Below are 21428 nucleotides of genomic sequence, written 5' to 3' on the forward strand. Positions count from 1 at the left end.
ATAGTGGCTGTTTATACAGTATTTCAGGTTTTCCGATGGCTTTAACCGCTGCGCTCAAGGCGCAAATTGGCGCATGGTATAAGGCGCTACAGCAGCAGATCCCCGACTTTATCCCCCGAGCGCCCCAGCGGCAGATGATTGCCGACGTGGCAAAAACGCTCGCCGGGGACGACGGGCGACATCTGGCGATTGAAGCCCCGACCGGCGTCGGGAAAACCTTGTCATATCTTATTCCCGGCATCGCCATTGCGCGGGAAGAGGACAAAACGCTGGTGGTCAGCACCGCCAACGTGGCGCTGCAGGATCAGATCTTCAGCAAAGATTTACCGCTGCTGCGTAAAATCATCCCCGATCTGCGCTTTACGGCTGCCTTCGGGCGCGGGCGCTACGTCTGCCCGCGCAACCTGGCGGCGCTTGCCAGCAGCGAACCCAGCCAGCAGGATCTGCTCGCGTTTCTGGACGACGAGCTGACGCCAAACAATAAGGCCGAGCAGGAGCAGTGTGCAAAACTCAAAGCCGAGCTCGACGGCTATAAGTGGGACGGCCTGCGGGATCACACCAGTCTGGCGATTAACGACGACCTGTGGCGCAGGCTCAGCACCGATAAAGCCAGCTGTCTGAACCGCAACTGCCACTACTACCGCGAGTGCCCGTTCTTCGTCGCCCGGCGTGAGATTCAGGAGGCGGAAGTGGTGGTCGCTAACCACGCGCTGGTGATGGCCGCGCTCGAGAGCGAAGCGGTGCTGCCGGAGCCGAAAAACCTGCTGCTGGTGCTTGATGAAGGCCACCATCTGCCGGACGTGGCGCGCGACGCGCTGGAGATGAGCGCCGAGATTACCGCGCCCTGGTTCCGCCTGCAGCTCGATCTCTTCTGCAAGCTTGTCGCCACCTGTATGGAGCAGTTCCGCCCGAAAACCACCCCACCGCTGGCGGTGCCCGAGCGGCTGAGCGACCACTGCGAAGAGGTTTACGGCCTTATCTCCTCGCTTAACAACATCCTGAATCTGTATCTTCCGGCAGCCCAGGAAGCGGAGCACCGCTTTGCGATGGGCGAACTGCCGGAAGAGGTGATGGCGATCTGCCAGCAGCTGGCGAAGCACCTCGAAAAGCTGCGCGGGCTGGCGGAGATGTTTTTAAACGATCTCGGCGAGAAAACCGGCTCGCATGACGTGGTGCGCCTGCACCGCATTCTGCTGCAGATGAACCGCGCGCTCGGCATGTTTGAGGCGCAGAGCAAGCTCTGGCGGCTGGCCTCGATGGCGCAGGCGTCCGGTGCGCCGGTCACCAAGTGGGCCACCCGCGAGGTGCGGGACGGGCAGGTCCATCTCTTTTTCCACTGCGTGGGCATCCGCGTGGCCGATCAGCTGGAAAAGCTCATCTGGCGCAGCGTGCCGCACGTGGTGGTGACCTCCGCCACGCTGCGTTCACTGAACAGCTTCTCCCGCTTGCAGGAGATGAGCGGGCTTAAAGAGAAGGCGGGCGACCGCTTTGTGGCGCTGGACTCGCCGTTCAACCACTGCGAGCAGGGGAAGCTGGTCATTCCACGCATGAAATACGAGCCGCTTATCGACAACGAAGAGCAGCACATTGCGGAGATGGCGGCCTACTTCCGCGAGCAGGTCGAGAGCAAAAAATACCCCGGCATGCTGGTGCTGTTTGCCAGCGGGCGGGCGATGCAGCGCTTCCTGGAGCACGTCACCGATCTGCGTTTACTCCTGCTGGTGCAGGGGGATCAGCCGCGCTACCGGCTGGTGGAAACGCACCGTAAGCGCATCGATAGCGGCGAGCGCAGCGTGCTGGTGGGGCTGCAGTCGTTTGCGGAAGGTCTGGATTTGAAGGGCGATTACCTGACGCAGGTGCATATCCATAAGATTGCCTTCCCGCCCATCGACAGCCCGGTGGTGATCACCGAAGGGGAGTGGCTGAAAAGCCTCAACCGCTATCCGTTTGAGGTGCAGAGTTTGCCCGCGGCGTCGTTTAATCTCATTCAGCAGGTGGGGCGTTTGATTCGAAGCCACGGCTGCTGGGGCGAGGTGGTGATTTACGATAAACGCCTGCTGACCAAAAATTACGGCCAGCGGCTTCTGAACGCGCTGCCGGTCTTCCCGATTGAACAGCCGGAGGTGCCGGAGGTAAAAAAACGCCCGGCAAAACTGGCCGCCGGGCGCAGGAAAAGCATCCGTGCTAAGGGGCGCGGTCCTACTGGTAAGTAATTATCACCTGAACGACGCTGCTGAAGGTGCCCGCAGTCACCGGCATTGAGGTGGCGTAATAGCGGGCGGCCAGCGGGAAGGTGGCCGTATGGTCGTTTTGGTCGATTACCGCGTTAAAGCTGGCCTGCGGCGCAATGAGGATATGGTCCTGGCTGTCCGCCAGCTCCAGCGCCAGACCCTTCGCGCTGCCCGTATTGGCGAATTTGGTCGGGTGCGCGCCGTCGGGCTGGCCGTAAAAGGCGGCATTTGCCACGGCGAGGGATTTCGGACAGTGCGTCACCTTCAGGCTGAAGGTTTTCCAGGCGCCGGTATCCCCCACGTCGCGAAAATCGCTGGAGGCCGCCTGGCCTAAATCTACGGTTAAATTCCTGCTGGCGCTGTCCACGATGCAGGTATTGGCGTAAATGTTTCCCGTCATTTGCAGCTGAATATCGTCAGCCCGGGCCTGGGTAGTGAGGGTAGCGGCCAGCGCGGCCAGCATCAGGATTCGTTTTTTCATCATCATCACTTATAGGCCAGCGTAATGGTGGCGACGGCGTTTGCCGGGCCAGGAGTGACTTCGTCGGCCACCTGCAGGTAGTTCAGCTTCACCGGGATATCCAGCGTCTGGTTGGCGTAGGCCATGCTTTCGGTTGGGGTGTAGGTATCGAACGTGGCCAGCTCGTTGTCGATCATCATGCGAACGCCGACCCCCGTTGCCACGCCGTCCTCCGGCGTAAGCTTAATCACCCCTTCGTAGCCGGGCACGTAGCCGTTACTGCTGGTCACCTTAAATTCAGGCTGAACGTTGGCGTTACAGTTCACCGTGATGTTGAACTTCTTATCGGGCATTGAAAGCGTGCCGACCGCGGTGAAATCGCTGACCGGAAAATCGCCAATGTTGACGGTCAGGGTTCTTGGCAGCACGGAGCAGGTCACGTTTTGGAGGTTTACGTTGCCGGCATAGCTAATATGGTTAGGAGATCCGATGCCGTCGTGACCATATACGCCCACACCGAACACGGTCTGGCTTTGCTGCAGCGTGCCGGACTGCACCTCGGCGTCCGTTTTTACCAGCTCCAGCGTAACGTTAAAATCGAAGGTCAGGTTACGGTCGTCAGAGACATAGCCAATCGGCGTGCTGCGGGAGTCGCAGGTAACCCCACCCGCGCCGGTGATGCGCTGGCCTTTATCGTTCATCAGCGCCACGCCAATCCCCTTCACGCCGGAATCATACACGCCTGAAAGGCCGGGGACTTCCGTGCCGGAGCCGTAGTAGCAGGAGACGATCTCCAGTCCTTTGTCCTCTGGCGTATTGCAGTGGCCCGAAACGTGCACCGTCTGCTCGGTGCCGGGGATGGTCGCGCCGACGGGGAGCGTGGTTTGCACGGAAATCGAGGCTACGTCGATGGTTTTTGGCAAATCAGACGTCGTGCATGTTGCCTTCGCATGCGGCACAAATAGCGATGCGGTCGCCAGGACGAGTAGGAAAAAGCATTGTTTTACAAGCTGCATATCAGCACCTGCCGGGTTGATTACTGACACTGCGCTGCAGCATTAGTAATGTCTGTGTTGTCTTTTTCATCCGTGAGCGCGTATTCCGCAACGCAGCGGTCGCTGGCGTTCTGTCCCCATGAGACAGAGAGCTTGCCGCGATCGGGCATTCCGGAAAGATAGGTTTGGCCGTCGTTGCCGACGATATATTCGCTGTCCTTATCCTCGGTGGTGACCGTTGCGCCAAAGGGCAGCGGTTTCCCGTTGTGCGTCAAGGTCATCAGCACGCGGCGCCCCACGCGGGTATTGAAGCTTGCCCGCACCACCGCACCGCGGGTTGGCGTGACGATCTGCGAGGCGTGCGTCACGTCGGCCTCGCCAGGCAGCGTTTCGGTATCCAGCGAAATCGTGTTGTGGCGATAGGCGGTCACGAACGGCACCACGGTGTAGCCACGGAAGTCGGTTTCTACTCCTGTCTGGTTGGCGATGTGCGTGCCGTGGGTGCCGGGCGCTTTTACCAGCGCGATGGTCTCGCCCAGCGGCTGGCTCAGCGTGAGGCCGTTAGCGTGGGCGATCATGCCCCCCTGCAGGCCGACGTTGGTGGTCCGCTGGTATTTATCCTGGCTGAAGCCGCCGGTCACCTCGCCGTAGGTGGCTTTGTAATCCGCGTTCAGACTGGTCGAGGTGGCATGCTCTGAGGAGTTGTAGCCTTCCTGCACGTTCCAGTTAAGGTTGTTCTCGGCAAGCGCCGTCCCGTTCAGGCCCAGCGTGTGCGTCGCGCCGTCCTTACTGTCATTCATGTTATAGGTGGCCCAGGTATTGCTCATCCAGCGATCCAGCGGAACCGAGACGCTCAGCGCGAACAGGTTATCGTTGCCGATCGATTCGCCTTCGTCATCGCTGCTGTTGGTGTTTTTGTTGAGGCTATAGCTCATGCTGTAGGTGATCCCTTTCCAGCTGTTGTTATAGCTAATGCTCATCGAGGTCATGTCCTGACCCTGGTTCCAGTAGGTCTCTTTGACCAGGCTCAGCGTAAACGACCCCCAGCCGTCGCCCAGCGTCTGATCCACGGTGGCCTCGGTGCGCGCGCGGCGCTGCTGCGGTGCCGACCAGTCATCGGCGCGGGTGTAGGACTCCATGGTGTCTTCGAGGGTATAAAACCCTTTACTGTTGTAGCGATAGCCCGCCAGGGAGAAGTTTGTGCCCGTTCCGGCAAAGTCTTTGCTGTAGCGCAAGCGCCAGGACTGCCCCTTGCTGGCCTGCTGTTTTTTGAGCAGCGCCTTGGCGCGCGTCACGTCGATGGAGAACGCGCCCAGATCGCCAAAGTTTTTACCGGTGCCCAGCGCCTGCGACTGATAGTGGCTGCTTTGCTGCACGCCACCGTAGGCGGTGAAACCGTACGGCAGGCCATAAATCACGCTCCCCTGGGCGAAGGGGGTCTGCTCCACGTCTTTGTCATAGGAGCGGTAGCGCCCGGCAGTGACGCTGTACTTCAGGTGCTTTTCGCGCTGCAGCACCGGAAGGGAGGCGTAGGGCACCACAAAGTGACGTTCGCTGCCGTCCGTCTCCTTCACGGTGACCTGGAGATCGCCGCTGCTGCCGGTGGGGTACAAATCGTTGATTTCAAACGCACCCGGCGCAACGGTATTTTGATAAATGACGTAGCCATTCTGACGTACCACCACCAGCGCGTTGCTGTGGGCGGTGCCGCGGATGATTGGGGCGTAGCCTTTTTCGCTGTCGGGCAGCATATCGCTGTCGGAATTGAGCTGCGCGCCGGTGTACGGGACGCTGTCAAACACGTCTGCCGGAGAGCTGCTCTGGCCTACGGTCAGGTCGCTTTTTAACGCCACGATGTCGCGCTGGGCGTACGTATAGACCGAGTTAAAGGACTGCTCCTCGTCGTGGCCGCTGGTGCTGCGGTTCCAGGTTGAGTAGTTGCGCAGGCGCCACGCGCCGATGTTCAGGCCCGGGCGCAGGTTGACGTACTGGCTGCTGTTGTCCTGTTCGCCCTGCTGAAGCGCATGGCTCTGGCTGGCGCTGGCGCTGTAGTTCAGGATGCCGGCGGTGATCCCCTCGTCGAATTCCGTTGGGTCAATATAGCCGCGGGGAATCTGGCCGAGGGCGGACTGCGGAATGCTCAGCAAAAGCTGCTGGTTGCTGACGCGAAACGTCGCCGACGCCGCCGGTATGGCCTGCAAATTCGCGCATTTGCCCTTCGCGGCAAGCTGAGGGTAGTCGTCGGTTTTAATGCCCAGGCTTTTTAAATCGGCCAGGGTGAAGCAGGGCTGCAGGGAATTATCCCCGCTAGCCTGCTTTTGCAATGTAAAGGTCACGTCGCGGGTATCGATTTTATTATTATTGATAAAGATCGTGACCTGATATTTACCCGGTGCCTGTCCCGGGCCTTTTTCATAAATAGAGAGATCGGTTTTTCCCTGCTGCGGATTATCGACATCCAACAGCGCCGGATTAAAATAGTCATCTGCCCGCGTTTGCTGCGAAAAACATACGCCCGCTAACCCGCATAACAGGGTCAGCAGCGTAAGCATCCGATAAACGGAAGGCAATTGCCTTCTTGGGGTTGAAGAATACGTAATCATAAGATCCGCTGTTGGATAATGTATTAACGCAGGGAAGCAGAGAGCGTTTTGCTGATGCTGCCGTAGTCAGTAATAATTGACCACGACACGGTTGAGCCGCCGGTATTGGCAGGCAGCGCAAAATGGGTTTCGGTTTTAGGCACGGCCCAGGTGGCTTTATCGATCTTATGTCCGTTAAGGGTGACCTTCTGGAAGTTCATATAAAACGGCGTGGGGTTGTTAACCACCAGGTCATTGCCTTCCCGGCGCCACTCAAGCTTATCCGCCACGTCTTCGGGTTTACCCTTGATCGAGGCCGGACGGTACATCAGCTTGATGCGCGTGTTAATGGCGATTTGCAGGGTATTCTCGCCCGCGACCGGTTTTGAAGAGGGGATGGCCTTAATATTGAGCCAGAACAGCGACTCGCGATCTTCAGGCATATTTCCGCCGGTACGTACGACGCGCAGAACGTTTTCCTGCTTCGCGTCAAGACGAAACAGCGGTGGCGTAATCAGAAACGGTGCTTTAGCCAGGTTTTTACCGCCAGAATCCGCCCAGGATTGCACCAGATAATCCGTTGCATCTGGGTTTGAAATACCGATAGAGGATTCCTTTTTGCCTCCCTGGTAGATCAGCCGCGTGCCGTTAATAATCACGCCCGCGTGTGCCGTTGCCGCTACCAGTAACAGTGTGCTGAGTAAATAACCGTGACGCATAGTTTTTTCTCAAATAAGGCAGGACTATTTCTTTTTTGCAAAATGAAATAGTCCTGGGTGAACAATATCAGTTATAAATAACCGTGAATGTTGAAACAGAGTTTGCCGGGCCAGCCGTGACGGCCGATCCGGTCTGAATATAACGCGCTGCGAACTGCAGATCGTTTACTGCCGTACCGGACGCCAGGGGATACTCTTTTGACGGGGTATACAAACTCACGGGATGTTCAGAAGAATCGATCAGCTGAATAGCCACGCCGGTTGCGGCATCGGTATCCGGCGTTAACGCCAGGGTGCTGTTATTATTGGCATCCGGGGTGCCGCCAAAGTTAATCGCTGCCGTTGTCACGGTTTCCGGGCAGTTTTTTAACTCAATATCAAACTTCGTGGCGGTGCTGGTGGAGCCGGCACCGGTAAAGACCGTCTTCGAGACTTTGCCCAGCGTCACGTTCAACGGGTTACTTAAACCATTTACAACCTGACAGGCGGAATCAATGATTTCGCCCGTAAAGTTGATCTGTCCTTCACCGTCTGTGGCTGCAAACGCGGATGCCGAGCAGCCAACCACCGACGCGATAAAGAGACCTAACGCAATCTTGTTCATAATAGTTCCTGGTGTGTGGGTAAAAACGTGCCTAAGGTTTTTGCCCGTTGTCCTCAATAAATTCCGCTCGTTATTTAATCAAAAAATGAATGGCTAAGAATCTTCTATAGACATCACAAATAATTTAACGAGTGCTTGCATAATTTTTTTCTTCGTAAAAACAGGCGTCTCTGACGGTGGGGATAAAAAGCTATCGGGCAGGACTTCATCGGGGATATAGTGGTAATAAGAGGACGTTTCAGGAGAGATACCGTGGATTATCGTAAAATTATCAAAGAGGTAGGACGTGGTAAAAACCATGCCCGCGACCTGGATCACGAGACGGCGCGAGCGCTCTACACCCGCATGCTCAACGGTGAGGTTCCCGATCTCGAACTCGGCGGCATACTTATCGCCCTGCGCATTAAGGGGGAAGGCGAGGCGGAGATGCGCGGCTTTTACGAGGCGATGCAGGCGCAAACGCTGCGCCTGACGCCGCCGGTCGCTAAGCCGATGCCGATCGTCATTCCCAGCTATAACGGCGCGCGCAAGCAGGCCAACCTGACGCCGCTGCTGGCCATTCTGTTACATAAGCTGGGTTTCCCGGTAGTGGTGCACGGGGTAAGCGAAGATCCGACCCGCGTGCTGACGGAAACGATTTTTGAACTGCTGGGGATCGAACCGACTCTCCACGCCGGGCAGGCGCAGGCGAAGCTTGATAGCCATCATCCGGTCTACATTCCCGTGAGGGCGCTTTGCCCGCCGCTGGAAAAGCAGCTCGCTATGCGCTGGCGAATGGGCGTGCGTAACAGCGCCCACACCCTGGCGAAGCTGGCCACGCCGTTTGCCGAAAACGCTGCGCTGCGCCTGTCCAGCGTTTCGCACCCGGAATACGTGGGGCGCGTGGGGAAATTCTTTGAAGAGATTGGCGGCAACGCGCTGCTGATGCACGGCACGGAAGGGGAGGTCTACGCTAATCCGCAGCGCTGCCCGCAAATAATGCTGATCGACGCGGCGGGAACGCGCATAGCGCTTGAGCGGGGGGAAGAGAACAGCGGCGTTATTCTGCCGGAGGCGAAAGATCCCTTCACCACCGCGAAGTGGATTGAGCAGTGTCTTGCCGGAAACGTGCCGGTGCCGCACTCCATCAAGCTGCAGATGGCCTGCTGCCTGCTGGCGACCGGGGAAGTGGAGACGGTCGAGGCCGGTCTGACGCGCGTCGAAGCGGCATTTTAGGCAAAAAAAAGCCCGTCCAGTGGCGGACGGGCAAGCAAGGGTAACAAACAACAGGGTCAATGAGGGTTGGAGCAGCTCACCTGAGGGTTTGGTGAGGGTACAGCATTCATTCAGGTGATTATTTGTAGATAACCGCGGTGCCGCTCAGCTTGTTATTGCCGTTAGCGGAGGTGATGGTGTATCCGCTTGCACCGGCAGCAGCCGCTTTCTCAGCCAGTTTGGCTTCCAGGCCGTCCAGCGTGGTGGCGCCATCAGCGCTGACCACACCAACTTTGTTCATATTCTGCGCCTGAGTAGAAGAAACCGGCTCAACGGCGAAAGCGCCGAAAGACAGAGCGGACAGGGCAACAGCAGCAACAGCATATTTGATGGTTTTCATAATTAATCTCTCGCAGGTGTTTCTGTTAAGGGGACGATGTCTCGTCGATGTGATAAGTATCACGGTTTTTCGCGAGGGATAAAATCGAAGAGAATTGACGTGGTCGCTCAAAAAAATTGAATGACAAATAACTTATTGAATATTAATAAATTCAAAGTACCGCTTTACACTTCTTGCGGATGCGCTTTACAGAAGAAAGGTGAATGGCACATTTTGCCACGCGGTTCGCTAAAAAGCGTGAGCGTAAAGGTAGGCCTCAGCAACGTTAACTTAGGTAAATGCAAGTCAACGTAACTGGCTGTCTTTCGATCCTCTGCGATTATATCCTGAATGTGAGCTGTTTTTCGAATCTTTATCCCGCTGGCAGGCAATGCATAACCTTACGCCCGGGATGGCTTTTTGGCGTGCCTCAGGAATAGGTTCTCCGCATTCTTCGCACTCCGTTAAGCTTTCACCGCGCGGAATTTCACCGCGGGCCCGCGCAACCGCATCTTCAATTGTACTGTTGATCTGTTCGTTAACAGCGTCGTCATTTGCCCAGCCGGAAGCCATGGCGTCCTCCTGATATCGGTTAAGCCCTACAGTTTAGATGGGGTTAAAAAATAAACAATCAAGGCGAAGAGGGAAGAGAACTGCACCCGTTGGACAGATGCAGTCTTACAGAAGAGGCAGGTTATTTATAAATGGTTGCCGTGCCGTACATATGGTTATCTCCGCCGGCGGCGTTCACCACGAATCCTTTTGCACCTTCCTGGCGGGCTTTTTCGGCGAGCTTAGCCTGAAGATCGTCAAGGTTGCTGGCGCGGCTCACCGAGACGGTGCCCGCAGGACGCAGCTGGCTGGTGTCAGTACTCTGGGTCAGTGACTGAACGGCCATGGCAGAGAAGGACGCGGTCGCCAGAGCGGCTGCGATAACAGCAAGGGTCAGGTACTTTTTCATAATCACATCCTCATGAGGGAACAACAGGTGATTCCCTATAAGTTTAGAAGCCAGACGAATGTGACTTAGCGCAAATATTTGATGATGATCTGCTTATTTTTTGAACGATATAAATTGACAATTTACTGACGGATCATAGACATAAAGGTAGTTGATTTATGGTGAGTTTTTGAGCGTCGCAGAGAAAGATTTACCGTTGGGCCAGCAAAGGGTATCTTACGCCGCTGTTTAAAGGAGAATGCCATGACTGCCCAAAAGCCGGGATTGCACCCGCGAAATCGCCACCGCAGCCGCTACGACATGAATGCGTTATGCCAGAGCTGCCCGCCGCTGCAGAACTTCATTGTTCAGACCCCAGCGGGCGAACCCTCGGTCAACTTTGCGGACCCGCAGGCGGTAAAAATGCTGAATAAAGCCCTGCTGGCGCATTTTTACGGTGTGGCGCACTGGGATATTCCGGAAGGCTTTCTTTGTCCACCCGTGCCGGGCCGCGCTGACTACGTTCATCACCTTGCCGACCTTCTTGCCGAAGGCAATGAGGGTGTCGTTCCGCAGCAGGCCACCATTCTGGATATTGGCACCGGGGCGAACCTGATCTACCCGCTCATCGGCGCGCACGACTATCAGTGGCGCTTTACCGGAAGCGAAATCGGTGACGAGGCCTTTGCCAGCGCGCAGGCGATTATCAACGCGAACCCGGGACTCAGCCGCGCCATTCGCCTGCGTCGTCAGAAAGACCCGGCGTCGATCTTCAACGGCATTATTCACAAAAACGAAAGCTATGACGCCACGATGTGCAACCCGCCGTTCCACGATTCGGCGGCAGCGGCCCGCGCGGGCAGCGAGCGCAAGCGTCGTAACCTGGGGCAGGCTGAAGACGCCGCGCTGAACTTCGGCGGTCAGCAGCAGGAGCTCTGGTGTGAAGGGGGCGAAGTGGCGTTTATCCTGCGCATGATTGCGGAAAGCAAACAGTTTGGTCGCCAGGTAAAATGGTTCACCACGCTGGTTTCCCGCGGGGATAACCTGCCGCCGCTCTACCGTGCGCTCACCGAAGCGGGCGCCGTTAAGGTGGTGAAAAAAGAGATGGCGCAGGGCCAGAAGCAGAGCCGCTTTATTGCCTGGACGTTTATGGACAACAACAAACGTCGCAAATAGCCCTCCGTCGTAGGCCGGGTAAGGCGAAGCCGCCACCCGGCAACCAGGCTACAGCGTCGGCTCCTGCGGCGGCAGCGGCGAGGCGGGCGGCGGCAACACCTGATACGTCTGTACCGGCATCCGCACGTTCGCCAGGTCAAAGTGTTTTTTCACCATGCTGTCGAGCGCAAAGCGCACCGTCCACTGCTTCAGCGGCTGGGTGGTGAACGACACGCGCAGGGTAAATGCCGTGTTCGTCAGCCCAACGATGCCGGCAAACGACGGCTCGCCAATCACCAGCCCGCGAATATCCTCCATCTGCATCAGCTCTTCTACCGCATCGCGCAGCGCCTGCTTCGCTTTATCGGCATCCTCATGACGATCCACATCGTAGTTCGCCACCACGGAACCGATGCCGCGCACAAAGTTGGCGAAGGTGGTGATCGAAGACCAGGGAATGATGTGGTACGCCCCGGTGTCCTGACGCACGCCCACCGAACGAATCGACATCCGCTCCACGGTGCCGGTTAACGGCCCGATAGTCACCAGATCGCCGGTGTTCATCCCGTTCTCAAACTGGATAAATACGCCGGTAATAATATCCTTCACCAGCGTTTGCGACCCGAAGGAGATGGCCAGACCCAGGGCACCGGCACCCGCCAGCAGCGGGGCGATATTCACGCCGATTTCCGAGAGCACAATCATGATGGTAATGGTGCTGATAATCACCGCCAGCGCGTTGCGGAACAGGGTTAACAGCGTTCTTGCCCGCGCGCTGGGCAGTGGCCTGCCGTGAATATCCGATACCAGACGGTTCTCAATCAGGCTCGCCAGCAGCGTCCAGCCGACGGCAGAGAAGAACAGGATCAGGGCGATACGAATTAAAATATCGACCGTCTTTTCGCCCGCGCCGTTGTGCAGCCAGTTCCAGAAATCAAACAGGCTCCACGCATTCAGGAGCAGCATAATCGCCACGCAGACGGTGAGAATGCGCGCCACCTTGAGCGACACCGACATCCAGCCGTTAACCCGCTTTTGCAGCTCCGGGTAATTCCGCTGTACCTGCGGCGACAGGGTGATGGTTTTCGAGATCCAGCGCGACAGCAGGCCGGACACAAACGCCGCGATGCCGATAATCGCCAGGCTTTTGAACGTCGCCCCCATCATAAATTTCAGGCTATTTCCCGGGTCGAACAGCGAGAAGAAGCACAGCACGATGAAGTAAGCGCTTGCCAGCCAGTGCCACACCAGGGCGAACGCGCGAATAAAGAGGCTGAAGAACGACAGGGAGCGATCGGCCAGATGCAGCAGGCTCTCCGTGATGGTCTTTTTATTGTGGAAGATCAGGTACAGCGACCAGACGGTGATGCAGAGCATGATAATGACGTTTGCCAGCGCGCCAAACTGGACGTTCACCTGGTTGGAGATGATCGGCACGGCAACCAGCAGGCCGTAGCCAATCAACCCGCTGAGCACGCTGAGGCGCAGCGCCCAGTACTTCGCGGTTTCATCCCGGATGGAGAAAGGACGCAGCGCCGGGACGCGCGGACAAAAGAGCAGCCGCAGCAGCGCCTTGAAGAACTCAATCAGGGCAAAGGCATTGAGGAAAAGCGACTGCTGAAAGGCGATGGTTTTGTTGCCCGCGTTCAGCCTGTCGGCCAGCAGCTGGCCTAAGAACAGCGTCAGCGCCAGCAGCAGTAAGTCGATGATAAACGCTGAGGCTATCATTAACGGCAGGTGCAGCCAGCTGCTCTTCTGCTGATTCTTTCTGCGTCCCCATTGCCCCATTTTGCGGTACAGCGGCCACGCGCACAGGCGCACCAGCCAGTAGAACAGGAATACTGCACCGGCCAGCATCAGGAACTGCGTGGCGGCGGCGGTGAACGTTTGTGGGTTGAACGGCTTATGCGGGGAGCCAATCAGGTTGCGGTAGAGCTGAGCAAAGCGCGAGGAGAGCGCTTCACCATAGTGTCGGCTCACGTCGGTGACGTTTTCCAGCACCGTTTTTTGCTCTTCCACCTGCGGCGGGGTGAGGGTGGGCACCGACTCCTGCGACGGCGTGGCGGCCACTTTCCGCAGCTGGCCAATCAGTTCCTGCCGGGAGGTGTCGTTCTCAAGCACGTCGGCAAGGGCGCCGTAGGCGGCTTTTTTCTGTTCGACATCCGGTTCCGGAGGGGGGGTAGTTTGCTGGCTGGCGGTTGTTCCGGTGGTCACGCCGGGGATGGCGACGGCGAACGATGGCGCACTAAACAGGCTAATCAACAGCAACAGGATCCACGGCACGGCGTCCTCCGGTGAAAATGTCGAACAAAATGATAAGTATAGAGGTCGGGGCGAGGTGGGGGATTTTTGGGAACAATCTGGCGTAAAAAAGCCGGGCATGCCCGGCTTACGTGTGAAGTGAATAATCAGGAGACGTGCTGCAGGAACTCCTGCAAACGCTGGCTCGGCGGGTTCGCAATCAATTCCTGCGGGTTACCGTCTTCCGCGATGCGGCCTTTATCAATGAAGATCAGGCGGGAGGCCACTTTCTCGGCAAAGCCGATTTCGTGGGTCACGATAACCATCGTCATCCCTTCTTCCGCCAGATCCTGCATGACCTTCAGCACTTCGTGGCGCAGCTCCGGGTCGAGTGCTGAAGTTGGCTCATCAAACAGCATCATTTTCGGTTTAACCGCCAGGGCGCGAGCAATCGCCACGCGCTGCTGTTGACCGCCGGACAGCTCGGAAGGGTAGTGGTGCGCGCGTTCAGCCAGGCCGACCTTCGCCAGCAGATCTTTGGCCAGCGCTTCTGCCGCCGCTTTGCTGGCACCGCGCACGCGCAGCGGGCCAAACATCACGTTCTCCAGCGCCGTGAGGTGCGGAAAGAGGTAGAACTGCTGGAACACCATGCCCGCTTCCTGACGAATCAGACGGTCGTCCACTTTCGGGTCGTTCACCTTCAGGCCGTCGACGATCAGGTCGCCGCTGGTGATCTCTTCCAGCTTGTTGATGCAGCGCAGCAGGGTGGATTTACCGGATCCGGATGGCCCGATAATGACCACCACTTCACCCTGCTGGATGTTCAGATCGATATTGTGCAGCACCTGGGTTGGGCCAAAGTGCTTGGAAACGTTTTTAAATTCAATCACAGGATTTTCATCCTTCTTTCAAGACGACGCAGAACAAAGCTCAGAACCAGAGTAATGATCAGGTAGACAACGGCCACCGCACTCCAGATTTCCAGCGCGCGGAAGTTGCCGGCAATGATCTCCTGCCCCTGACGGGTCAGCTCGGCCACGCCGATAACAATGAACAGCGACGTATCTTTAATGCTGATGATCCACTGATTGCCGAGCGGCGGCAGCATGCGGCGCAGCGCCAGCGGCAGAATAACGTGGCGGATCGTTTCGCGACGTGAAAGGCCTAACGCCAGACCCGCTTCACTGAAGCCTTTATGAATCGACAGCACCGCACCGCGGGTAATTTCCGCAATGTAGGCGCCCGAGTTGATCATAATGGTCACGACGGCTGCGCTGAACGGGTCGATGCGCAGATCGGTGAACGCCATCGGCAGGGCGAAGTAGATGAACATGACCTGCACGACGATGGGGGTGCCGCGGATCACTTCGATGAAAACCAGTGCGATGTGGTTTGCAATCCAGCCGCCGTAGGTGCGGGCGAAACCGGCGACAAGACCGATAATCAACCCGCCAACCAGACCCAGGACCGAAATCCACAGGGTCATTTTAGCGCCTTCAAGCAAGAGTGGAATGGCAGGCCAGATGGCGCTCCAGTCAAACTGCATGATGTATTCCTGTATACCGTGGTGAAAAACGAAAAACGTAGGCCCGGTAAGCGGCAGCGCCACCGGGCGTTACAAACCTGAATTCAGGTAAAATTATTTAGGCTCGGTGCCGAACCATTTTTTGTAGATTTCGTTATAGGTGCCGTTCTCTTTCAGCGTTTTCAGCGCGCCGTTCACTTTGGTGCGCAGGTCGTCGCTGCCTTTCGGGAACGCGATACCGTACTGCTGGGCTTCCAGAGACTCGCCAACGGCTTTGAACTTGCCGTTGCCAGCGGTTTTGATGAAGTACAGGATGTTAGGCGTGTCGTGCAGAACCGCGTCGGCACGGTTGGTGCCCAGTTCCATATATGCGTTGTCGATGTTTGGGAACTGACGCAGGTCTTTGGTTTTGATATTGGCTTTCGCGTAATCAACAGAACCGGTGCCGCTCTTCACTGCCACCACTTTGCCGTCGAGATCTTTCACGCTTTTTACGTCGTTATTATCGGCTTTGACCATCACCAGCAGGCCGCTTTTGTAGTAGCCGTCAGAGAAGTCGATCGCTTTTTTACGTTCGTCGGTGATGGTGATGCCCGCCAGCGCCAGATCGACGTTCTTCGTTTGCAGCGCCGGGATGATGCCGCTGAAGTCCATCGGCTTCAGGGTGTAATCCAGCTTGAGCTCTTTTGCGACTGCGGCCCACAGGTCCACATCAAAACCAACGTATTTATCACCCTGTTTGAATTCAAACGGAACGAACGCCGTGTCGGTCGCCACAACCAGTTTGTCGGCAGCCTGAGAAGACACTGCAAAAGCCAGGGTAAGTGCAGCCAGTGAAACTTTTAATACAGACTTCATAGCATTTCCTTTTATATCCACGGGGCGATCCCCTGCGAGAACAGGTGGCACAATGAAAAAATCGTGCCAACTTTACAAGCTGTTGTTTTGCAAAGGGGATGATGTCATGCATTGCACAATAAACGGGGCAATGAGGTGTTGTTGCACCAAAGTGGAGCACTGTTTTGGTGCACTCCGTTTGGCTCAACTGACGGGGAGATATTTAGCGTCCATTCTGACGAAAAAACAATCTTTCGTTAACGGTTGTGTGAGGTGATTATTACAATTTCTTCACTTTTGCACGGTCTCAGGCAAAAAGTGTGCACCATAGATGTGCAAAACCCTCACCGGAGGGCGAGGGTTTGATAGAAAATTCGTATGGATTACTCGATGTTAGATTCGATAAACCACAGGAACTGATCCAGGTCGCGGGACGCTGCGGTGAAAATATCGGCAGTATCTTCGTCTTTGGCTTCGCCAATCGCTTTGCGCACATCGTTTGCCACAATCGCGTAGCGGTCCGCCAGCTCTTTCAGGTGATCCTGAACGGTATGGATATCCAGCGGGTAACTCTTCAGTGGCGTTTTGCTGTTAATCACCTGCGTGGTGCCCAGCGCTACGCCGCCTAACTGAACGGCGCGTTCAGCCATCGTGTCGAGGTGGGTAACCAGTGCTGTGCGGAAGCCATCCAGCATTTCATGAACGGCAATAAAGTTTGCACCGCGCATATTCCAGTGGGCCTGTTTGGTGATCAGCGAAAGATCGATGAACTGGATCACCTGGCGATTCAGCAACTCAATGGTCGCCTTTTTGTCGCTATCCGATACATCGTTACGGGTATAAAGCAGATTAGACGCTTTCGTTTTCACCAGTTTAGCGGTACTCATAATCTCATATCCTCTTGATGTTTATGTCCCAGGTAATTACGGAACTAAGTATAGCACCGGATTTTTTGTCTGCGGTTTGGCTGTGCCTATCGGTTTAATAGCGAGAAGGAGGTTGTGAATTTAATGTGTTGATTATTATTGATAATTTTAAAATTGATACAGATCAATCTTAATTTCAGAATCGGGGAGAAAATTCAGAGGGATATTTTGAAAATAGCGCAAAGTGTGTAAGAAATTATAACGAGCGTCTTTCTGGCCTTTATTCTGCATGGCGTGGAGGCCATGCAGAATATATGGCTTTAGTTGATATCCACCTTCTCAACTTTAGGTTCCGGGCGCATGGTGAGCGTCGAGCCCATGGATGCCGCGATAATCGAGCAGAGCGCCAGCGTCTGGGTCAATGTCAGGGTTTCGCCAAGAAACACCATCCCGGAGATGGCGGCGAGCGCAGGCTCCATGCTCATCAGGGTGCCAAATATGCGTGTCGGCAGACGCGTAAGGGCTATCATCTCCAGAGAGTAGGGGAGTGCGGTAGAGAGGATCGCGACCGCCAGCCCGACGGGCATAACGGACCATTGCCAGATAGATTCGGTCGCCTGCGCCATGCCGATGGGCACAAACACGATGGCCGCAATCAGGGAGCCCAGCGCCACCGTTGCCGGACCGTGCTCTTCGCCTGCACGCTGGCCGGTGAGGATATAGACGGCCCAGCAGGCGCCTGCACCCAGCGCCAGGGCGGCACCCGTCAGATCGACCTCAGCGACGCTCTGGCCCAGGGGAAGCAGGAACCATAAGCCCAGAACGGCTAACACGACCCAGATAAAATCGACCGGACGTCGGGAGGAGAAGAGCGCCACCGCCAGCGGGCCGGTAAACTCCAGCGCGACGGCAATACCGAGCGGTATCGTCTGGATGGAGAGGTAAAACAGGTAGTTCATCGCCCCCAGGGAGAGCCCATAAAACAGCAGGGGTAAACGCTGCTCTTTTTTGAAGCGCAGACGCCAGGGTTTAAAAATGATCACCAGTATTGCCGTGCCCAGCGCAATACGCAGGGCGGTCACCCCGGGCGCGCCAACCAGCGGGAAAAGCGATTTTGCAAGCGAAGCGCCGCTTTGAATGGACAACATGGCAATGAGTATGACTGCGACCGGCAACCAGACCGATGACGTGCGGGATAACCCAGGCATCCTTTCTCCTGTCAGCTTATGTCAAATGAAGTAAAGGTTGCAGTGTAAAGGAAATATGCGGCTACGGTTGAGGTACGGTTGAAAAAAAAGCCCGTCAAATCCGTAAAATGATGACGCGCTGGTGGATTTATCGCCTGTCAGATTAGGAATAATCTGGATGAATGTAACGGCGCGTACGCGCACTATGCGCATTTAGTAGTGAAAATTGCATGTGATTTGAAAGAGATAGCTGATGCTGGAAACGTTCTGTTACAGGAAAAGTTTCATTAGACATCACGAATCACAAAGAGTTTCGCAAATTTTTTTGATATATTTAAAACTTACGGACTTACTTGGATCACATTTGAGGTGGTTATGAAAAAAATTGCATGTCTTTCAGCACTGGCCGCTGTACTGGCTGTTTCCGCAGGTACCGCTGTAGCTGCGACTTCTACTGTTACTGGTGGTTACGCTCAGAGCGACTATCAGGGCGTGATGAACAAAGCTAACGGCTTCAACCTGAAGTATCGCTACGAGCAGGATAACAACCCACTGGGCGTGATCGGTTCTTTCACCTACACCGAGAAAGATCGTTCTGAAAACGGCGCGTACAACAAAGGCCAGTACTACGGTATCACTGCTGGTCCAGCTTACCGTCTGAACGACTGGGCAAGCATCTACGGTGTTGTGGGTGTTGGCTACGGTAAATTCCAGCAGACCGAAAACCAGGGTCTGAACCGCACTGCAAGCAACAGCGACTACGGCTTCTCCTATGGCGCAGGCCTGCAGTTCAACCCAATCCAGGACGTTGCTCTGGACTTCTCCTATGAGCAGAGCCGTATCCGCAACGTTGACGTTGGCACCTGGATCGCGGGCGTAGGTTACCGCTTCTAATCACTTCGGTGATTAAATAAAAAATCCGCCCACTGTGGCGGATTTTTTTTCAAGGTCAAAGCAAAACGGCAACCTCAGGTTGCCGTTTTTAGTGTTTATTCCCTCTACCCGTGGTCTGAGGGATCCCCACAAAATAATGCCTGCACGGACGACCCCCTCTCCCTTGAGGGAGAGGGCTGGGGTGAGGGGGAACATACGGCTGTGGAGGTCATTCCGTTCACTTTATGTTCCTTGCTACTCTGTAACAACATGACCGGTGAACGTGCCAGGGTGGCTCAATCGCCACCACCCTGGCGACCCGGGCTCCCGGCGGTAAATCGCCGCTTCGCGGTGCCCTCAGCTTATTCCTTCCGGCTTATCGGGGACGGGCGGAGGTAACGTCCCTGTAAAGCCCGCCCTCTCGGCGCATCCATGCGCCTCGCCCCGGCCTGCAGGAAACGCTTCGGCGATTTACAGCCGGACCAGGTCATTGCTGTAAGGCATTCATAATCCTGATGCTAGATACGTCGCTTCAGGTAAAAAAATTACTGGGGATTCCCCAGCCCCGTGGGAGAAGGCCAGGGTGAGGGCATCAGACCGCTCAGCTTACTTACTCTTAATATCAAAAATATCCGTACCCAGATGGTTGTAGTCAACTTTCTGTAACTTAAAGTTGGTAACGTAAACTGGGGGAGCTTTCTTGTTAGAGACAAACGGGTAAGCATTTTTTATCTGCTCGGCCGTAATCCCCGTCCACTGTGAGAAGAACTGCAGGAAATCATTTGCCGAACGACGCGCTTTAATAACGCGATGCGTTTTATCATCGCTCGACAGCACCATAAACGGCACCTGGAAGTTCTGCTGGAACTTGTCATCGTGTGCCAGATACTGCACCTCTTTGCCGCGCTCCTTAAACGCCAGCCCGTGATCCGAGAAATAGACCATCGAGAAGCTGTCGCCCGTGTTGCGTAGCTGATCGTACAGCTTGCTGAGCAGGTCGTCGGTTTGCGTCATGGTGTAGAGATAACAGGACGTCTCTTTGGACTGCACGAACTCCGCATACTTGCCGCCGGTCCGATCGCAGGCCTGCGGATGGGACCCCATCAGGTGCAGGACGATCAGCTGCGGCTGGGTGCGCGGGGTGGCGAAGACCTGGGCCGTCATCTTCAACAGCGCCTCGTCTTTGGTGTTTTTGTCGGCTTCAAAGTCGCCGTTTTTCAGGAACTGCACCTCGTCAGCACGTTTGGCGATACTGGCGATAGCCGTATCGTATTCGCCAATTTGCCCCTGATTGGAGAACCACCAGGTCTGGTAACCGGCGCGGTTTGCCAGGGTGACAAAATTATCCTGATACTGCGGTTTACCGTCGACGACCCGATTAAGCGTCAGGCCGAGCGATTTCTGCGTCGAGCCGCTGGCCGCGACGTAATCGGTAAACAGCGTGCCTTTGACCGAACTCGCAAACGGGGTGTTATCCCAGTGTCCGCCGAAGGCGCCCATGGCATCGCGACGCGCGCTTTCGCCAATCACCACCACGTAGGTGTGATATTTCGGCTTAACGGCCAGCACGTTCCAGGTGTCCTTCATATTGGAAAGTTCGGCCATGCGCGCCTGCTCGTCGAGAACCTCTTTATTATTCACCACGACATCTTTCACGAAGCGGAATACCGGATAGCCGATATTAATAAGCCTTAGCTTGCCGTCCCAGGGAATATTCTGGATGGGGGCGACGAACGCCACGGCAACGCTGAATACCAGACAGAGTAGTTCGATCTTACCCCAGGACTTTTTCTCGCCCGACTGGCGGCGGATGGCGATAACGCCCAACGCGAAGATAAAGAGCCCCACCACGTAGCTGTACCACGGGAAGATGGTCAGGATCTCCGTCGACTCTTCCATATTGGTCGAGTGCAGCGCCAGCAGGGTATTAAAGTTTGGTGAGCCGTAAGCCTGACCAAACGGAAAATAGAGTGCAGCAACCAGCGAACAGATCCCGATTAACGCTTTTTGCACGCGCGGCGCAGAGCGCCACAGCACGTGCAGAATGCAGGTGAAGGCCACCGCGTAGAGCAGACTAAAGGGATAACCCAGCGCAAAGTTAATCAGTAATGACTGCAAAAAGTAAAACCCCGTCCACGGGCTTAAGGCCCGGCTGCGGGTCACAACGGTATCTATCAGGGTTACATTCATAGGTCACTATCATGGATGAAAACGCCATGTGCTCACCCTGGCGTCAAGGGTCATAACCTGCCTGACAGTGCGTGGAGAGGGAATGGGGTCCGCTTCAGCGAGCCGCAAATTGTGCAGGGCTGCAAGAAGATAGTGCGAGCGCTAAAGAATATCAACAGTTGCTAAGCAGATGTTTTGCGAAGGGGATTGCAAATCCGTAAAAAAGATCGGGAATAGGGCGGCTGGAAGCCAGTTTACTGCGAGATTGTGACGAAAAAATGAAGCGGCGTACCGCAACGCCGCTTAGTGGGAAGGTTTGTCGTCCTGATGCGGTTTGCCGTTAAACATATCGCACAGCATGTTCAACAGCATTAAGCGCACTTTAAAGGGTGAGTGGGTAAACACGGTCATGCACCTCTTGAATTCGTTCATAAGACCTCCTGAGTTTTGATCCCTTCGATCCGTGAAGGG

Annotated in this window: 20 protein-coding genes; 4 read left to right on the top strand and 16 right to left on the bottom strand. The window is 55.8% G+C overall.

The window, feature by feature from the left end:
• Positions 1-35: 35 nt before the first annotated feature.
• The gene (gene dinG / locus ACMWKK_RS06315; protein ID WP_112781322.1) at positions 36-2213 is read left to right on the top strand and encodes an ATP-dependent DNA helicase DinG; all 2178 of its coding nucleotides are present in this window, start codon (positions 36-38) and stop codon (positions 2211-2213) included.
• Here the strand turns inward: dinG and ACMWKK_RS06320 are convergent.
• The 5 genes from ACMWKK_RS06320 to ACMWKK_RS06340 form a co-directional block, all read right to left on the bottom strand.
• Positions 2200-2718 carry a fimbrial protein gene (locus tag ACMWKK_RS06320; protein WP_404851925.1) on the bottom strand — a complete coding sequence of 173 codons (519 nt, stop codon included), beginning with the start codon at positions 2716-2718 and terminating at the stop codon, positions 2200-2202. The genes dinG and ACMWKK_RS06320 overlap by 14 nt on opposite strands.
• Positions 2718-3707, bottom strand: coding sequence for a fimbrial protein (locus tag ACMWKK_RS06325; protein WP_112781323.1), 990 nt, complete (start codon positions 3705-3707; stop codon positions 2718-2720). The genes ACMWKK_RS06320 and ACMWKK_RS06325 overlap by 1 nt, the downstream gene beginning before the upstream one ends.
• A gap of 20 nt (positions 3708-3727) precedes the next feature.
• Positions 3728-6289, bottom strand: a complete 2562-nt coding sequence (locus ACMWKK_RS06330) for a fimbria/pilus outer membrane usher protein (protein WP_406542764.1) — start codon at positions 6287-6289, stop codon at positions 3728-3730.
• Between the two features lie 23 nt (positions 6290-6312).
• Positions 6313-6987 (bottom strand): molecular chaperone, encoded by a 675-nt coding sequence (locus ACMWKK_RS06335; protein ID WP_045331591.1) that lies wholly within the window; start codon positions 6985-6987, stop codon positions 6313-6315.
• A gap of 67 nt (positions 6988-7054) precedes the next feature.
• Entirely contained in the window at positions 7055-7591 is a 537-nt protein-coding gene (locus ACMWKK_RS06340) for a fimbrial protein (protein WP_112781325.1), read from the bottom strand.
• Positions 7592-7843: 252 nt separating this feature from the next.
• Between ACMWKK_RS06340 and ybiB the strand changes: the two genes are divergently transcribed.
• Positions 7844-8806: a DNA-binding protein YbiB gene (ybiB, locus tag ACMWKK_RS06345; protein ID WP_112781326.1), complete on the top strand. Its 963-nt coding sequence runs from the start codon at positions 7844-7846 to the stop codon at positions 8804-8806.
• Positions 8807-8924: 118 nt separating this feature from the next.
• On the opposite strand, the gene ybiJ is transcribed toward ybiB, so the two are convergent.
• From ybiJ to mcbA, 3 genes are all read right to left on the bottom strand, one after another.
• Positions 8925-9185, bottom strand: coding sequence for a DUF1471 family protein YbiJ (gene ybiJ / locus ACMWKK_RS06350; protein WP_023310874.1), 261 nt, complete (start codon positions 9183-9185; stop codon positions 8925-8927).
• A 285-nt stretch (positions 9186-9470) separates the two neighbouring features.
• The gene (locus ACMWKK_RS06355) at positions 9471-9737 is read right to left on the bottom strand and encodes a DksA/TraR family C4-type zinc finger protein (protein ID WP_045331582.1); all 267 of its coding nucleotides are present in this window, start codon (positions 9735-9737) and stop codon (positions 9471-9473) included.
• A gap of 121 nt (positions 9738-9858) precedes the next feature.
• A complete protein-coding gene (gene mcbA / locus ACMWKK_RS06360; RefSeq protein WP_045331579.1) occupies positions 9859-10125 on the bottom strand; it encodes a DUF1471 family periplasmic protein McbA in 267 nt (88 codons plus the stop codon).
• Positions 10126-10368: 243 nt separating this feature from the next.
• Between mcbA and rlmF the strand changes: the two genes are divergently transcribed.
• Positions 10369-11280 (top strand): 23S rRNA (adenine(1618)-N(6))-methyltransferase RlmF, encoded by a 912-nt coding sequence (gene rlmF, locus ACMWKK_RS06365; RefSeq protein WP_161656342.1) that lies wholly within the window; start codon positions 10369-10371, stop codon positions 11278-11280.
• Positions 11281-11328: 48 nt separating this feature from the next.
• On the opposite strand, the gene ybiO is transcribed toward rlmF, so the two are convergent.
• From ybiO to rhtA, 6 genes are all read right to left on the bottom strand, one after another.
• Complete coding sequence (gene ybiO / locus ACMWKK_RS06370) at positions 11329-13542, bottom strand: mechanosensitive channel protein (protein ID WP_112781328.1); 2214 nt, start codon at positions 13540-13542, stop codon at positions 11329-11331.
• Positions 13543-13667: 125 nt separating this feature from the next.
• Positions 13668-14390 (bottom strand): glutamine ABC transporter ATP-binding protein GlnQ, encoded by a 723-nt coding sequence (glnQ, locus tag ACMWKK_RS06375; protein ID WP_032639054.1) that lies wholly within the window; start codon positions 14388-14390, stop codon positions 13668-13670.
• Positions 14387-15046 carry a glutamine ABC transporter permease GlnP gene (gene glnP, locus ACMWKK_RS06380; RefSeq protein ID WP_003858462.1) on the bottom strand — a complete coding sequence of 220 codons (660 nt, stop codon included), beginning with the start codon at positions 15044-15046 and terminating at the stop codon, positions 14387-14389. The genes glnQ and glnP overlap by 4 nt, the downstream gene beginning before the upstream one ends.
• 93 nt (positions 15047-15139) lie before the next feature.
• Positions 15140-15883, bottom strand: coding sequence for a glutamine ABC transporter substrate-binding protein GlnH (gene glnH / locus ACMWKK_RS06385; protein WP_023310880.1), 744 nt, complete (start codon positions 15881-15883; stop codon positions 15140-15142).
• Positions 15884-16245: 362 nt separating this feature from the next.
• Entirely contained in the window at positions 16246-16749 is a 504-nt protein-coding gene (gene dps / locus ACMWKK_RS06390) for a DNA starvation/stationary phase protection protein Dps (protein ID WP_010428924.1), read from the bottom strand.
• A 299-nt stretch (positions 16750-17048) separates the two neighbouring features.
• The gene (rhtA, locus tag ACMWKK_RS06395; RefSeq protein WP_112781329.1) at positions 17049-17936 is read right to left on the bottom strand and encodes a threonine/homoserine exporter RhtA; all 888 of its coding nucleotides are present in this window, start codon (positions 17934-17936) and stop codon (positions 17049-17051) included.
• A gap of 354 nt (positions 17937-18290) precedes the next feature.
• Here rhtA and ompX point away from each other — a divergent pair, with 354 nt between their 5' ends.
• The gene (gene ompX / locus ACMWKK_RS06400) at positions 18291-18809 is read left to right on the top strand and encodes an outer membrane protein OmpX (RefSeq protein ID WP_024908709.1); all 519 of its coding nucleotides are present in this window, start codon (positions 18291-18293) and stop codon (positions 18807-18809) included.
• A 585-nt stretch (positions 18810-19394) separates the two neighbouring features.
• Here ompX and ACMWKK_RS06405 read toward each other — a convergent pair.
• Together ACMWKK_RS06405 and mntS are read right to left on the bottom strand one after the other, a co-directional pair.
• Positions 19395-20978, bottom strand: a complete 1584-nt coding sequence (locus ACMWKK_RS06405) for a phosphoethanolamine transferase (RefSeq protein WP_045327436.1) — start codon at positions 20976-20978, stop codon at positions 19395-19397.
• A 282-nt stretch (positions 20979-21260) separates the two neighbouring features.
• Positions 21261-21389, bottom strand: a complete 129-nt coding sequence (mntS, locus tag ACMWKK_RS06410) for a manganase accumulation protein MntS (protein WP_008501175.1) — start codon at positions 21387-21389, stop codon at positions 21261-21263.
• Positions 21390-21428 lie beyond the last annotated feature (39 nt).

It is taken from the genome of Enterobacter sp. 01-M-03-SI-ECC (genome assembly GCF_047530215.1).
Lineage (GTDB): Bacteria > Pseudomonadota > Gammaproteobacteria > Enterobacterales > Enterobacteriaceae > Enterobacter > Enterobacter chengduensis.